At 39.1% G+C, this 15941-nt stretch carries 6 protein-coding genes, 2 rRNA genes and 1 riboswitch; all 8 genes read left to right on the top strand.

The genetic code is table 11. The annotated features are described in order from the left end of the window. Window positions 1-193 precede the first annotated feature (193 nt). The 8 genes from guaA to I5818_RS23825 all read left to right on the top strand — a co-directional run bounded on the left by guaA (window position 194) and on the right by I5818_RS23825 (window position 15924). On the top strand, window positions 194-1735 hold the full coding sequence (gene guaA, locus I5818_RS23860; RefSeq protein WP_071975564.1) for a glutamine-hydrolyzing GMP synthase: 1542 nt from the start codon (window positions 194-196) through the stop codon (window positions 1733-1735). 398 nt (window positions 1736-2133) lie between these two features. Beyond that, entirely contained in the window at window positions 2134-3150 is a 1017-nt protein-coding gene (locus I5818_RS23855; protein ID WP_173720026.1) for an SIR2 family protein, read from the top strand. Next, complete coding sequence (locus I5818_RS23850; RefSeq protein WP_071975563.1) at window positions 3137-5017, top strand: ATP-binding protein; 1881 nt, start codon at window positions 3137-3139, stop codon at window positions 5015-5017. Before I5818_RS23855 ends, I5818_RS23850 begins: the two co-directional genes overlap by 14 nt. A gap of 620 nt (window positions 5018-5637) precedes the next feature. Continuing rightward, window positions 5638-5739, top strand: a riboswitch (purine riboswitch). 198 nt (window positions 5740-5937) lie between these two features. Next, the gene (locus I5818_RS23845) at window positions 5938-7272 is read left to right on the top strand and encodes an NCS2 family permease (protein ID WP_058006751.1); all 1335 of its coding nucleotides are present in this window, start codon (window positions 5938-5940) and stop codon (window positions 7270-7272) included. A 111-nt stretch (window positions 7273-7383) separates the two neighbouring features. Further along, window positions 7384-8226 carry a glucose PTS transporter transcription antiterminator GlcT gene (glcT, locus tag I5818_RS23840; RefSeq protein ID WP_058006750.1) on the top strand — a complete coding sequence of 281 codons (843 nt, stop codon included), beginning with the start codon at window positions 7384-7386 and terminating at the stop codon, window positions 8224-8226. A gap of 249 nt (window positions 8227-8475) precedes the next feature. Continuing rightward, window positions 8476-10551: a glucose-specific PTS transporter subunit IIBC gene (gene ptsG / locus I5818_RS23835; protein ID WP_071975561.1), complete on the top strand. Its 2076-nt coding sequence runs from the start codon at window positions 8476-8478 to the stop codon at window positions 10549-10551. Window positions 10552-10982: 431 nt separating this feature from the next. After that, a 16S ribosomal RNA gene (locus tag I5818_RS23830) occupies window positions 10983-12534 on the top strand. Window positions 12535-12957: 423 nt separating this feature from the next. Next, window positions 12958-15924: ribosomal RNA gene (locus I5818_RS23825) — 23S ribosomal RNA — on the top strand. Together the 16S and 23S rRNA genes form the textbook arrangement of a ribosomal RNA operon. The last annotated feature ends 17 nt before the right edge of the window (window positions 15925-15941 follow it).

The raw sequence follows: 15941 nt of genomic DNA, 5'->3' as shown, positions 1-15941 counted from the left end.
GGTGGAATTCTAGTTTTTTTTATTGGTTCTTTTTTCTAAAATATTGCTGTTCTTAAGTTGGAATCTTGAGTCACAAAATCTTTAGGATTCATAGCAATCTATGTGAAGTGAACCTTTTTATTTTAGCAATGTGTAAAAAGGCTGGATCTAATGCAGAATAATGAACAAACAATTATAAATAGGGGGATATCAGATGACTGAGATAGCACAGGAAATGATTGTTGTACTCGATTTTGGAAGCCAATATAATCAATTAATTACAAGAAGAATTCGTGAGTTTGGTGTGTATAGTGAATTACATCCACATACGATTACTGTAGAAGAAATCAAAAAAATGAATCCAAAAGGAATTATTTTTTCTGGAGGACCAAATAGCGTTTATGATGAAAATTCATTCCGTTGTGATGAAGCTATTTTTGATTTAGGCATTCCTGTGTTTGGAATTTGCTATGGAATGCAATTAATGACAAAACATTTTGGTGGGAAGGTAGAACCTGCTACTCATCGTGAATATGGAAAAGCGAAAATTGAAATTCAGCATGAATCCATGCTATTCAATCAGCTACCTACTGAGCAAGTTGTATGGATGAGTCATGGTGATCTAGTTACTGAAACACCAGCAGGCTTTGTAACAGATGCGATTAGTTCATCTTGCCCTATTGCAGCAATGAGTGATAAGGATAGAGATCTTTATGCAGTTCAGTTCCACCCAGAAGTTCGTCATTCAGAATATGGTAATGATATTCTGAAGAATTTCGTTTTTGAAGTTTGTGGTTGTTCAGCAAATTGGTCTATGGAGAACTTTATTGAATTAGAAATGGAAAAGATTCGTCAAACAGTAGGCGATAAAAAAGTTCTTTGTGCTTTAAGTGGAGGAGTAGATTCTTCTGTTGTGGCTGTTCTTATCCATAAAGCGATTGGTGATCAATTAACATGTATTTTTGTTGATCATGGTTTGCTTCGTAAAGGTGAAGCAGAAGGGGTAATGAAAACTTTCGCCGATGGCTTCAATATGAATGTTATCAAAGTAGACGCAAAGGATCGCTTTATGAGTAAACTTGAAGGCGTTTCTGATCCTGAAAAGAAAAGAAAAATTATTGGTAATGAATTTATTTATGTGTTTGATGATGAGGCGACAAAGCTTGAAGGAATTGAGTTTTTAGCACAAGGAACGTTATATACTGACATCATTGAAAGTGGAACAGCGACAGCACAAACCATTAAATCCCATCATAATGTTGGCGGACTTCCTGAAGATATGCAATTTAAACTGATCGAACCATTAAATACATTGTTTAAAGACGAAGTTCGTGCATTAGGAACAGAACTGGGCATTCCAGATGAAATTGTGTGGAGACAGCCATTCCCAGGACCTGGTTTAGGTATTCGTGTGCTTGGAGCTATTTCTGAAGAAAAATTAGAAATTGTTCGTGAATCTGATTATATTCTCCGTGAAGAAATTAAAAAGGCTGGCCTAGATCGAGAAATCTGGCAGTACTTTACTGTCCTTCCGGATATTCGAAGCGTTGGTGTCATGGGGGATGCAAGAACGTATGATTATACAATTGGTATACGTGCGGTTACATCGATTGATGGGATGACATCTGATTGGGCACGTATTCCGTGGGACGTATTAGAGTTAATTTCTACTCGAATTGTGAATGAAGTAAGTCATGTCAACAGAGTAGTCTATGATATAACTAGTAAGCCACCTGCAACGATTGAATGGGAGTAATAAATAAAATAAAATAAAATTTAGTTTTTATGCTGATTTAATAGGAATTTACGAGTTATAGGAAGGTTAATTTTAAGTTGAAATTATACATTTCCCTCCAAATTCCCGCCAAATATCTGGTGATTCACGGAAAATAACCTCTGTCGATATTAGACAGGGGTATTTTTTTAGATTTATAAATAGACTAAATAAAAATGAGAAAGACTCTGGACTATATTGTGAGAATATTTACGGTATTGGTATTAAGTCTAATACAATTTTTGTGGTTAGATAATGATATTTATAGGTTTAATTTAAGGTAACATAAATTACTAGTAACTGACTTTTTTTTATAATCTAAAAAATTAATTTGAATTAATGTATAATTATGTTAATAGAAAATTGTTTGGGAGGATTATATGGTCGACGAACAGATAAATAAAAAGGATGAATTAGTAAAAAAACTCAGGAAATTAGCAATTACAAAACAGCTGAATTTTTTGATTGGTTCAGGCGCTTCTTATCCTGCCATACCTTTGATGGGAATGATTCAGGCAGAGAATAATGAAAAAAGAAATACATTATTAGCTGAAACAGTTAAAAGAGTAAGCGAAGATTTATTGGGACAAGCTTTGGAATATAGAGCATCAATATGTATCACGTTGAATAATTACACTAATTTTATTTCAAAGATAATAGATATACTTAACTTGTCAAATTCAAGGCAGACGCCCCGTACTGCCAATCTGTTTACAACAAACTATGATTTATTTATTGAGAAAGCTTCTGACAATGTCTTACAAAACTATAGATTTATATTTAATGATGGTGCTAGTGGTTATTTTGATAGAAAGCTCGATGGATCAAACTATAATCGAACAGTTTCTTATAAGGGATTGAATGATAACTATACAAATGAAATACCTTCTTTGACCCTAATAAAGCCTCATGGTTCTATGAATTGGGAAAAAGTTGGGGATTCTGTATTAATTAGAAATAGAGTTATTGATTCTCCAGTTATTGTAAAGCCTACAGGGTATGAAGAACAAGATACTTTTTACAATAATCATTTTCATGAGATGCTAAGAGTATTTCAATTAGAGTTAGATAAACCACAATCCGTTTTGTTTGTGATTGGCTTTTCGTTTCAAGATAAACATATTGCAAAGATGATTAAAAGAGCTATTCAAAATCCAGAATTAATGGTGTACGCTTTTGGGTTCATTGATAGAGATAGAGAAACTTATTTAGAGAATTTAGGATTGAGTGCTGAACGAAGTAATTTTACTATTTTAACTCCTGGAAATTTTCATGATGAGTATAAAACAAAAAACACGGTTGATGAAGGTGAAGACTGGTACAGTTTTGACTTATCAAATTTAACTAGTATATTGAGTGGAATAAGTATGGAGGACTTAAAAAATGGAAAGTCCTAAGAAAACCCTAGGAGTAATTACTTCAGTTGAAGGTGATGTATCGCAAGTTGGAATGTACAGCATGTCAAATGATGCAGAATTCATCTGGTATGGGGAGATATTGACAGGACCTAAGATTGGTGCTTATCTAACTATTAATCAAAATGAGATTAAAATAATTGCAACTGTTTCAAATGAGAAAGTGATTGATCAACAAAATTCTATCAAAAGTCCTGAATTTGATAATAGATATTCAAAAAACTCAATAAATAGAATTATTTCTTTGAAAACAAAAGGAGTAATTGAAGCAGGAAAATTTCAGGTGACAAGTCAGTATGTACCTATGATTGGTAATGAGGTCACCTTGACAACTTTAGATGAGTTAAAAATTATTTATGGAATTGAAAATAATGAACCAACAATAAAAATTGGTAAATCAATTTTAGAAAATCAGCCAATTCAATTATCAATAAATAAGTTCTTTGCATCCCATATAGGTATATTTGGAAACACCGGAAGTGGTAAATCTAATACATTGCATAAATTATACTTGGAACTTTTTAGGTCGGATTTTTATGAGCAAATAAAACGAAAATCCCAATTTTTTGTAATAGATTTTAATGGAGAATATTCATCTACCAATAGTGATGATTTGACAAGAAAAGGAATTTTTGGAGTTGAAATAGAGAATAAAGAAATATATGAAATTAACACCCGAGATACAACCAGGGGCAGAAAATTACCAGTTGAAAGAAAATACATATTTGATGCAGACATATTATCGATACTCTTTGATGCCAGACCCGCAACACAAGTACCGTTTCTGAGAAGTTCAATAAAAGAATTTAATGAAAAACTCTCAACAGCTCATTTTGATTTTGGAGCATATACTACAGGAACTCTCAAAAAAATACTAACATCTGGTTCTTCTACTAACCAAGATAGTTTTCAGGATTGGGTAGATACAGCAAAAAAATATCTAAGAAATAAAGATCTTTTTTCTGAGCTGGATCAAATTAGACAAATAAATGGTAATTATAAAATTGATACACTGGAAATATGGTTCAACAGTGGTTCTAATGAGGGAATTACACCTGAAAAACTCGAAAAATCAGGAATTTCAAAGGTATCAGAAGAGTTAAAAAAACTATTTAATAGTATGAGGAGTACACCGATTCATCAATTACAAATATTTCTAGATTTCCAAAAAGTTCATAGGACTGCATGGGGGAAAGTAAATCGTGAACACTTAAATCCCTTATTTAACAGAATTAATTCTTCTTTACAAAGTCTAGAAAAAGTTATAGAAGTTAAAGAAAGAGCTATTGAAGATTATAAACTGATGAATATTATATCGCTTGTTCATGCAAATCAAGAGATTACTCGATTAATCCCTATGTTGTTATCTAAAATGATTTACGATGAGCAAAAATCATTAGTTTCTGGAAAAAGTGTTCATCAAACGAAACACTTAATTATTGATGAAGCTCATAATATATTAAATTCTGAGTATAGAAATAATGGAGATGATTGGCAAGATTATAGACTGTCTGTCTTTGAAGAGATTATCAAAGAAGGTCGGAAATTTGGATTTTATCTTACTTTATCCAGCCAAAGACCAGCTGATATTTCTCCAACTATTCTTTCTCAAACGCATAACTATTTGATTCATCGTTTAGTTAATGAGAAGGATTTAAGAATGCTTGAAAATATTATGCCTACACTTGATAAAAGTTCCTATCAGATGATACCATGTCTTGGCCAAGGAGAAGCAATTATTACAGGCAATGCAATGCAAGTCCCTGTATTCGTAAAAATTGATAAAGAAAAATCTCTTCGCCCAGCAAGTGATGATATTAAGCTTACTGATTTGTGGAGTAACACTTAAGATAATAGAGAGTTGGAATAAATATGATTGATTTAGAAGTATACTTGCTGAATTTAACATAAAGCAATACAACTTTCTGAAGTCTGAAGAGCAATTTATAGATTTTGTAAGCAAAGAATTAGATTGTTAGTTATGGATAGCTGGAAAATTTATTATTATCGAGAGAGATTTTAGAAGCATTCCAATAAACGTAGAAACTGTAATCGATCTTTTTGATATGAGAGACAAAATGTGGTTGTTGTGTAGAAAGAATATTATCAATTCTTTCAGATTTGAAATAATCGATGGGATTTTTGATGATTTTAAATATTCTACGATAAATTCTAAAGTTAGTCAGTTGATTATTAATAAAGTTATTATTCCTGATGCTATAGCAAAATTGAAAAGTAATATGATTTTTAAAATCGGATTCATGGTAAAAAATTTTAATTAATGAAATTTTCTATATAGGAGATTGTTAAGAAAAGAAACTACCCCGCCAAAATGGCATGGTGACATCAAGTGTTCAATAGAGTTATAATCTGTTGAATGGGAGAAAAACACGAACAATATAAATATTTTCCAACATAATATTCGTATTGAATATTGACTAGTACGAAAGATCCGGTTAAGATGAGAATATAAAATCGAAAAAATAACATCGTATAATTTCGGGGATATGGCCTGTAAGTTTCTACCAAGCTGCCGTAAATAGCTTGACTACGAGGTTATGAGAGTAAATAGGATTTCTTATTTTCCCATATACTGATTTTCTCATTCCTTAAAGTCTTTCAAGGCAGTCTATTAAGGGTCTGACCCCCAAGCAAAGTCTAGAAATGTATGAACTTTTACTAGATATTGCTTTGTGGGCCAGACTCTTTTGTTTTGGGCGGCCTTGTTTTTAGCGATAAAAAATAGAAGAGACAAGGGGGAAGAAGTCTATGAAGAAGTACTTTCAATTCGATGAATTAGGAACAAACTATCGACGTGAGATTATTGGTGGAGTCACTACATTTCTATCGATGGCTTATATACTTATCTTAAATCCGTTAACATTATCTTTATCCTCTGTTAAGGATTTTCCAGATGAATTGAGAATGGATTCTGGTGCTGTTTTTGTTGCTACAGCACTAGCAGCGGCAATTGGTACTCTGATTATGGCGTTTTTAGCTAAATACCCAATTGCCCTTGCACCTGGTGTTGGGTTAAATGCCTTTTTTGCTTATACTGTTTTATTAACTCTCGGGATGTCGTGGCAGCAAGCACTAACAGGGGTGTTATTTTCGGGAATTATTTTCGTTATATTAACATTATTTGGATTTAGAGAGAAGATTATAAATGCTATTCCAGTTGAACTAAAGCTTGCAGTCGGTGCTGGAATCGGATTGTTTATCACTTTTATTGGTTTAAGAAATGCTGGTATTATTGTTGATAATGATGCGACATTAGTAGGTTTAGGAGATTTGACAGATGGTAATACATTGCTTGCGATCTTCGGTATTGTACTTACTATTATTTTAATGACTAGAGGCTGGAAGGGTGCTATTTTCATTGGAATGATCATAACAACCCTTGCTGGTATGGTGGTTGGATTAATTGATATTCCTCATAAGATAGTTGGTGCAGTACCTAGTATCGCTCCGACCTTTGGTGCACCATTTGAAACACTTTTTCATCATACAAGTGACCTATTCACTGTGAAGATGCTTATTGTTGTATTAACTTTTTTGTTTGTAGATTTTTTCGATACGGCTGGAACATTAGTGGCGGTAGCTAACCAGGCTGGTTTGATGAAGAATAATAAATTGCCGCGTGCTGGAAGAGCATTATTTGCAGATTCATCTGCTACTGTGATTGGTTCTATACTTGGGACTTCTACTACAACGGCTTATATCGAATCAACTGCTGGGGTTGCAGCGGGAGCAAGAACGGGATTTGCTAGTGTCATAACAGCTATATTGTTTCTTTTGTCACTATTTTTCTTCCCGGTACTAGGAGTTATTACTTCACCAGTGACTGCTCCGGCACTAATAGTTGTGGGTGTATTGATGGTGTCAACCTTAAATGAAATCGATTGGAAAAAGTTTGAAATTGCCGTACCTGCCTTTTTTACAATTATCATGATGCCATTAACTTACTCTATTGCTACAGGTATTGGAATTGGTTTTATCTTCTATCCAGTTACCATGCTTCTTAAGGGGAGATGGAAGGAAATTCATCCAGTCATGTATGTGTTCTTCTTTATCTTTATTTTATACTTTATCTTCATATTATAAATTAAGTGGGAACCTAACTAGGTTCCTTTTTGATTTTAATAAATTGATATCATCTAATATTTTATGTAAACTTAATAAAGCTCGAATTAGTTGAAATCTAGGAGAATTAATATGGAAGCGTTTGAAGTTAAAAAGGTACTGAATAATAATGTTTTAATTGCTTCTAATTCTAAATATGAAGAAGTTGTCCTGATTGGTAAAGGGATTGGCTTTAATCGAAAAAAGGGTAGTACTATTTCAAAACAAGAGGCTGAGAAGCTCTTTGTATTAAAAGGCGAAACAGAACAAGAACAATATAAAAAGCTCCTTCCTTTTATCGATGATGAGACGCTAGAAGTGATTATTTCCGCGATTGATTTAATTCGTAAAAGAACAGCTAAGTATTTAGATGAACATATTCATGTGGCATTAACTGATCATATTTTATTTGCGATTAATCGGTTAATGAAGGGGCTCGCTATTAAAAACCCGTTTAATGAGGAAACGAAAGTATTATATCCTACTGAATATGAAGTGGCGAATGAGGTAGTCGATCTTATTAATGAAATGACGAATATAGAGCTACCTATTGGAGAAGTTGGGTTTATTGCCTTGCATATTCACAGTGCAGTTACGAGTAAAAATCTTTCGGAAATTAATCAAAACTCACAATTAATTGCACAACTTGTCCATACCATTGAAGAACAATTTGAGATAAAGCTAAATAAGAATGAAATAAATTATATGCGTCTCGTTCGACATTTACGTTACACCATTGAAAGGGTTTTAAGTGGTGAGAAGGTAAATGAACCAGAGAAAATTTCATTCTTCTTGAAACAAGAATACCCTCTATGTTACAATCTAGCATGGAAACTAATTAAGATTATGCAACAAACATTGAAAAAACCAGTATTTGAAGCTGAAGCTGTCTATTTAACTATGCACCTCCAGCGTATTCAAAATAAAATAAAATAAAAATAGTCATCATTATAACGTGTTACTGATTCGATCAGGCATGAGTAAAGAAGATAATGAAATGAGTTTTTATGGGAAGTATATCCCATATAACTCTTTTCTATTTTCTTGCTCATGCCTTTTTTATTTGTCTTTTAAAGAATGGTTAAGGAAATATGTTCCCTATTCATCTCTAAAGTATATTCGTTAGGTAATTTTTCAATGGTATGGAGCAAATCTTTAGTTTTAATAGAAGAAGGAGGTTTTATCATGTTTAAGAAAATCTTCGGTGTTTTACAAAAAGTGGGTAAAGCATTGATGCTCCCCGTGGCGATTTTGCCAGCTGCAGGTATTTTACTGGCAGTCGGTACAGCACTGACGAATCCGACACTTGTAGATATAGCACCATTTTTAGATGCATCTTGGGTCAAGCATGTAGCTGACGTTATGGCAAAAGCTGGTGGGATTATCTTTGATAACCTAGCTTTACTATTCGCAGTAGGTGTAGCGGTTGGACTTACTGGTGGAGAAGGTGTAGCGGGATTAGCTGCTATTGTAGGTTATTTGATAATGAATGTAACCATGGGTGTTGCGAAAGGGATTGAAATGACAGATGTAATTGGTGAACATGTCAATCCAGCTCATGCGTTAGTATTAGGAATTCCTACTCTTCAAACAGGGGTTTTCGGTGGGATTATTGTTGGTTTAATTGCTGCCTATATGTACAATAAGTTTTTTGAAATTGAGCTACCTTCGTACTTAGGTTTTTTCGCGGGTAAGCGATTTGTTCCTATTGCAACTGCAGCTTCAGCAGTTATTTTAGGGTTAATTATGATTATTATATGGCCTCCAATCCAACATGGATTAAATGCATTTTCTAATTATATGCTTGGATCACAACAGACATTGGCCGCATTTATTTTTGGGCTAATTGAACGTTCTCTTATTCCGTTTGGATTACACCATATTTTCTATGCGCCATTCTGGTTTGAGTTTGGATCTTATACAACACATGCCGGAAATGTGGTTCATGGTGACCAAACGATCTTTATGAAACAAATTCAAGATGGTGTTCAAAATTTAACAGCAGGTACATTCCAAGTTGGTAAATATCCATTTATGATGTTCGGACTTCCAGCAGCAGCTTTAGCGATTTACCATGAGGCGAGACCAGAGCGTAAAAAATTCGTAGCAGGAATTATGGGTTCCGCAGCTTTAACATCATTTTTAACAGGTATTACTGAGCCACTAGAATTCTCGTTCTTATTTGTTGCTCCTGTATTATTTGGAATACACGCTGTTTTTGCTGGTTTATCGTTTATGGTGATGCACTTGCTAAATGTTAAAATTGGAATGACCTTTTCAGGAGGTTTAATTGACTTCCTATTATTTGGAGTTCTAAATAAACAAACTCACTGGTGGTGGGTAATACCAGTCGGTTTAGTATTTGCGGTTATCTATTACTTTGGTTTCCGATTCGCCATTCGTAAATTTAATTTAAAAACACCTGGACGTGAGGATGTTGAAGACTCTACAGAAGAAACTAGTGCGCAACCTACAAGTGATTTACCATTCGACATTTTAGAAGCAATGGGTGGTCAAGAAAACATCTCCAATTTAGATGCTTGTATTACTCGCCTTCGTGTTCAAGTAAATGATGTGAAAAATGTAGATAAAGATCGTTTGAAAAAATTAGGTGCTGCAGGCGTATTAGAGGTTGGAAATAATATTCAAGCCATCTTTGGGCCAAAATCAGATACATTAAAATCACAAATGAAAGATATTATTTCTGGAAAAAGACCACGGAAAGCTGCGACAAATCCAGAAGAAGAAGTACAGCAACAAATTGAAGAGGTACAACCAGATGTACTTCAATCAAAAATAGAAAAAGTAAATGAAAATTTTGTCTCTCCAGCAAAAGGAGAATTAAAACCAATCACAGAGGTTCCTGACCAAGTTTTCTCCGGAAAAATGATGGGCGATGGATTTGCTATCCTTCCATTAGAAGGAACCATTGCATCACCAGTTGATGGGAAAATCGTAAATGTCTTTCCTACTAAACATGCTTTAGGAATTATGTCTGATACAGGTAGAGAAATTCTAATTCATGTAGGAATAGATACTGTGAATTTGAAGGGTGAAGGGTTTGAAACCCTAGTAAATGAGGGAGACCAAGTATCTGCAGGTCAACCTTTACTAAAAGTAGATCTTGCATTTCTAAAAGAAAAAGTTCCTTCAATAATGACTCCAATTGTATTTACAAACCTGAAAGAAGGAGAATCTGTGGTGTTAGAAAAAGAAGGATTAGTAGAGATGAAGGAATCTAATATTATTTCTATTAAGTAAAATGCAATAAGGATTGACCTTGAGAGTCAATCCTTATTTTTTTAGTTAGTGGTTATATAATAGATAAGTTTGGAAAGTGTATGGTTGCTAAAAAAAGAAGGTAATACATTATTTCGATTGTAATAATAGCAATATAAATTTTTAAAAAATAAAGGTTGACCAAGTGTTAAATAGATGATAGTATATAGGAACTGGCGAAATTGCTAGTGAGAAAATAATGAATAACGGTTGACAACACAAAAGGTTTTTGATATATTATTAATTGTCGTTTTTAAGACAAGAAAAAATAAATTAAAAAAGTTGTTGACATCATTTGAAAGAAATGATATGATATAAAAGTTGTTTCTTTAAAACAATGATTGATCTTTGAAAACTGAACAAAACGAAACGTCAATGAATTACTTTTATTTATAAGAGCTATATCAAACATCTTTTTGGAGAGTTTGATCCTGGCTCAGGACGAACGCTGGCGGCGTGCCTAATACATGCAAGTCGAGCGAATCTGATGGGAGCTTGCTCCCTGATGATTAGCGGCGGACGGGTGAGTAACACGTGGGTAACCTGCCTGTAAGACTGGGATAACTCCGGGAAACCGGGGCTAATACCGGATAACTTTTTTCTTCGCATGAAGGGGAATTGAAAGATGGCTTCGGCTATCACTTACAGATGGACCCGCGGCGCATTAGCTAGTTGGTGAGGTAACGGCTCACCAAGGCGACGATGCGTAGCCGACTTGAGAGGGTGATCGGCCACACTGGGACTGAGACACGGCCCAGACTCCTACGGGAGGCAGCAGTAGGGAATCTTCCGCAATGGACGAAAGTCTGACGGAGCAACGCCGCGTGAGTGATGAAGGTTTTCGGATCGTAAAACTCTGTTGTTAGGGAAGAACAAGTATCGTTCGAATAGGGCGGTACCTTGACGGTACCTAACCAGAAAGCCACGGCTAACTACGTGCCAGCAGCCGCGGTAATACGTAGGTGGCAAGCGTTGTCCGGAATTATTGGGCGTAAAGCGCGCGCAGGCGGTTTCTTAAGTCTGATGTGAAATCTTGCGGCTCAACCGCAAGCGGCCATTGGAAACTGGGAGACTTGAGTGCAGAAGAGGAGAGTGGAATTCCACGTGTAGCGGTGAAATGCGTAGAGATGTGGAGGAACACCAGTGGCGAAGGCGACTCTCTGGTCTGTAACTGACGCTGAGGCGCGAAAGCGTGGGGAGCGAACAGGATTAGATACCCTGGTAGTCCACGCCGTAAACGATGAGTGCTAAGTGTTAGAGGGTTTCCGCCCTTTAGTGCTGCAGCTAACGCATTAAGCACTCCGCCTGGGGAGTACGGCCGCAAGGCTGAAACTCAAAGGAATTGACGGGGCCCGCACAAGCGGTGGAGCATGTGGTTTAATTCGAAGCAACGCGAAGAACCTTACCAGGTCTTGACATCCTCTTGACCTCCCTAGAGATAGGGATTTTCCTTCGGGGACAGGAGTGACAGGTGGTGCATGGTTGTCGTCAGCTCGTGTCGTGAGATGTTGGGTTAAGTCCCGCAACGAGCGCAACCCTTGACCTTAGTTGCCAGCATTCAGTTGGGCACTCTAAGGTGACTGCCGGTGACAAACCGGAGGAAGGTGGGGATGACGTCAAATCATCATGCCCCTTATGACCTGGGCTACACACGTGCTACAATGGATGGTACAAAGGGCTGCAAGACCGCGAGGTTTAGCCAATCCCATAAAACCATTCTCAGTTCGGATTGTAGGCTGCAACTCGCCTACATGAAGCCGGAATCGCTAGTAATCGCGGATCAGCATGCCGCGGTGAATACGTTCCCGGGCCTTGTACACACCGCCCGTCACACCACGAGAGTTTGTAACACCCGAAGTCGGTGAGGTAACCTTTTGGAGCCAGCCGCCGAAGGTGGGACAGATGATTGGGGTGAAGTCGTAACAAGGTAGCCGTATCGGAAGGTGCGGCTGGATCACCTCCTTTCTAAGGAATATGGAAAACCACTTACGTGGTTAAGACGTCTTCTGTTTTGTTCAGTTTTGAAAGGTTAATCCTTTCAGTTTAATAGAGGTGAATTAGAAGCGAGAAGGTCGAGGAAGCAAGCGAACGAGCACCGGAACGTATAAACATACGTGAGGATGTGAGTGAGTGCGCTGACGAAGAGATTCGAAGCTTATCATTCGCCGGATTGTTCCTTGAAAACTAGATAATATTAAGAAGTAACCAAGTAATAACCGAGAATCGCCACTTTATGGATGAATCCATTAAGTAGTTTTTAAACTGAAAGGGCAAGGAGAAGCGAGAAGATCGAGGAAACGAGCGAAGGAGCACCGTAGCGTATTAAACATACGTGAGGATGCGAATGAGTGAGTTGACGAAGAGATTCGAAGCTTATCATTGGCCGTAGGTTAAGTTAGTAAGGGCGCACGGTGAATGCCTTGGCACTAGGAGCCGATGAAGGACGGGACTAACACCGATATGCTTCGGGGAGCTGTAAGCGAGCTTTGATCCGGAGATTTCCGAATGGGGGAACCCACTGCCCGTAATGGGGTAGTATCCTTACTTGAATACATAGAGTAAGGAAGGCAGACCCGGGGAACTGAAACATCTAAGTACCCGGAGGAAGAGAAAGCAATTGCGATTTCCTGAGTAGCGGCGAGCGAAACGGAAGAAGCCCAAACCAAGAGGCTTGCCTCTTGGGGTTGTAGGACACTCTATACGGAGTTACAAAGGAACGGAGTAAATGAAGAGGTCTGGAAAGGCCCGTCAAAGAAGGTAACAACCCTGTAGTTGAAACTTCGTTCCCCTCCAGAGTGGATCCTGAGTACGGCGGGACACGTGAAATCCCGTCGGAAGCAGGGAGGACCATCTCCCAAGGCTAAATACTCCCTAGTGACCGATAGTGAACCAGTACCGTGAGGGAAAGGTGAAAAGCACCCCGGAAGGGGAGTGAAAGAGAACCTGAAACCGTGTGCCTACAAGTAGTTAGAGCTCTATGCTTTATGCAGAGTGATAGCGTGCCTTTTGTAGAATGAACCGGCGAGTTACGATTTCATGCAAGGTTAAGCTGAAGAGGCGGAGCCGCAGCGAAAGCGAGTCTGAATAGGGCGATTAAGTATGAGGTCGTAGACCCGAAACCAGGTGATCTACCCATGTCCAGGGTGAAGGTAAGGTAACACTTACTGGAGGCCCGAACCCACGCACGTTGAAAAGTGCGGGGATGAGGTGTGGGTAGCGGAGAAATTCCAATCGAACTTGGAGATAGCTGGTTCTCTCCGAAATAGCTTTAGGGCTAGCCTTAAGGTAAGAGTCTTGGAGGTAGAGCACTGTTTGGACTAGGGGCCCTCATCGGGTTACCGAATTCAGACAAACTCCGAATGCCAATGACTTATCCTTAGGAGTCAGACTGCGAGTGATAAGATCCGTAGTCAAGAGGGAAACAGCCCAGACCACCAGCTAAGGTCCCAAAGTATACGTTAAGTGGAAAAGGATGTGGAGTTGCTTAGACAACCAGGATGTTGGCTTAGAAGCAGCCACCATTTAAAGAGTGCGTAATAGCTCACTGGTCGAGTGACTCTGCGCCGAAAATGTACCGGGGCTAAACGTATCACCGAAGCTGTGGATGGACACCAATGCATCTTTTCCTTCGGAAAAATGCTGGATGTCCGTGGTAGGAGAGCGTTCTAAGGGCTGCGAAGCTAGACCGTAAGGACTGGTGGAGCGCTTAGAAGTGAGAATGCCGGTATGAGTAGCGAAAGAAGGGTGAGAATCCCTTCCACCGAATGCCTAAGGTTTCCTGAGGAAGGCTCGTCCGCTCAGGGTTAGTCGGGACCTAAGCCGATACCGAAAGGCGTAGGCGATGGACAACAGGTTGATATTCCTGTACCACCTCTTCACCGTTTGAACGATGGGGGACGCAGGAGGATAGGGTAAGCGCACTGCTGGAATAGTGCGTCCAAGCAGTTAGAGGGGTGACGAGGCAAATCCCGTCACCATGTACCTTGAGCTGTGATGGCGAGGGAAATTTAGTACCGAAGTTCCTGATTCCACACTGCCTAGAAAATCCTCTAGTGAGGTGAAAGGTGCCCGTACCGCAAACCGACACAGGTAGGCGAGGAGAGAATCCTAAGGTGAGCGAGAGAACTCTCGTTAAGGAACTCGGCAAAATGACCCCGTAACTTCGGGAGAAGGGGTGCTCTGTTAGGTGCAAGCCCGAGAGAGCCGCAGTGAATAGGCCCAGGCGACTGTTTAGCAAAAACACAGGTCTCTGCGAAGCCGTAAGGCGAAGTATAGGGGCTGACGCCTGCCCGGTGCTGGAAGGTTAAGAGGAGAGGTTAGTCGCAAGACGAAGCTTTGAATTGAAGCCCCAGTAAACGGCGGCCGTAACTATAACGGTCCTAAGGTAGCGAAATTCCTTGTCAGGTAAGTTCTGACCCGCACGAAAGGCGCAACGATCTGGGCACTGTCTCAACGAGAGACTCGGTGAAATTATAGTACCTGTGAAGATGCAGGTTACCCGCGACAGGACGGAAAGACCCCGTGGAGCTTTACTGCAGCTTGATATTGAATTTTGGTACAGCTTGTACAGGATAGGTAGGAGCCTTTGAAACCGGAGCGCCAGCTTCGGTGGAGGCATCGGTGGGATACTACCCTGGCTGTATTGAAATTCTAACCCGCACCCCTGAATCGGGGTGGGAGACAGTGTCAGGCAGGCAGTTTGACTGGGGCGGTCGCCTCCTAAAAGGTAACGGAGGCGCCCAAAGGTTCCCTCAGAATGGTTGGAAATCATTCGCAGAGTGTAAAGGCACAAGGGAGCTTGACTGCGAGACCTACAAGTCGAGCAGGGACGAAAGTCGGGCTTAGTGATCCGGTGGTTCCGCATGGAAGGGCCATCGCTCAACGGATAAAAGCTACCCCGGGGATAACAGGCTTATCTCCCCCAAGAGTCCACATCGACGGGGAGGTTTGGCACCTCGATGTCGGCTCATCGCATCCTGGGGCTGTAGTCGGTCCCAAGGGTTGGGCTGTTCGCCCATTAAAGCGGTACGCGAGCTGGGTTCAGAACGTCGTGAGACAGTTCGGTCCCTATCCGTCGTGGGCGTAGGAAATTTGAGAGGAGCTGTCCTTAGTACGAGAGGACCGGGATGGACGCACCGCTGGTGTACCAGTTGTCTTGCCAAAGGCATCGCTGGGTAGCTATGTGCGGAAGGGATAAGTGCTGAAAGCATCTAAGCATGAAGCCCCCCTCAAGATGAGATTTCCCTTAGTTTATCTAAATAAGATCCCTGAAAGATGATCAGGTTGATAGGTTCGAGGTGGAAGTGTGGCGACACATGGAGCTGACGAATACTAATAGATCGAAGACTTAACCAAATAGATTTGAGGTTATG

The organism is Heyndrickxia oleronia (assembly GCF_017809215.1).
In the GTDB taxonomy this organism is placed as follows: Bacteria; Bacillota; Bacilli; order Bacillales; family Bacillaceae_C; genus Heyndrickxia; species Heyndrickxia oleronia.
This window is presented reverse-complemented; position numbering and strand designations above follow the sequence as displayed.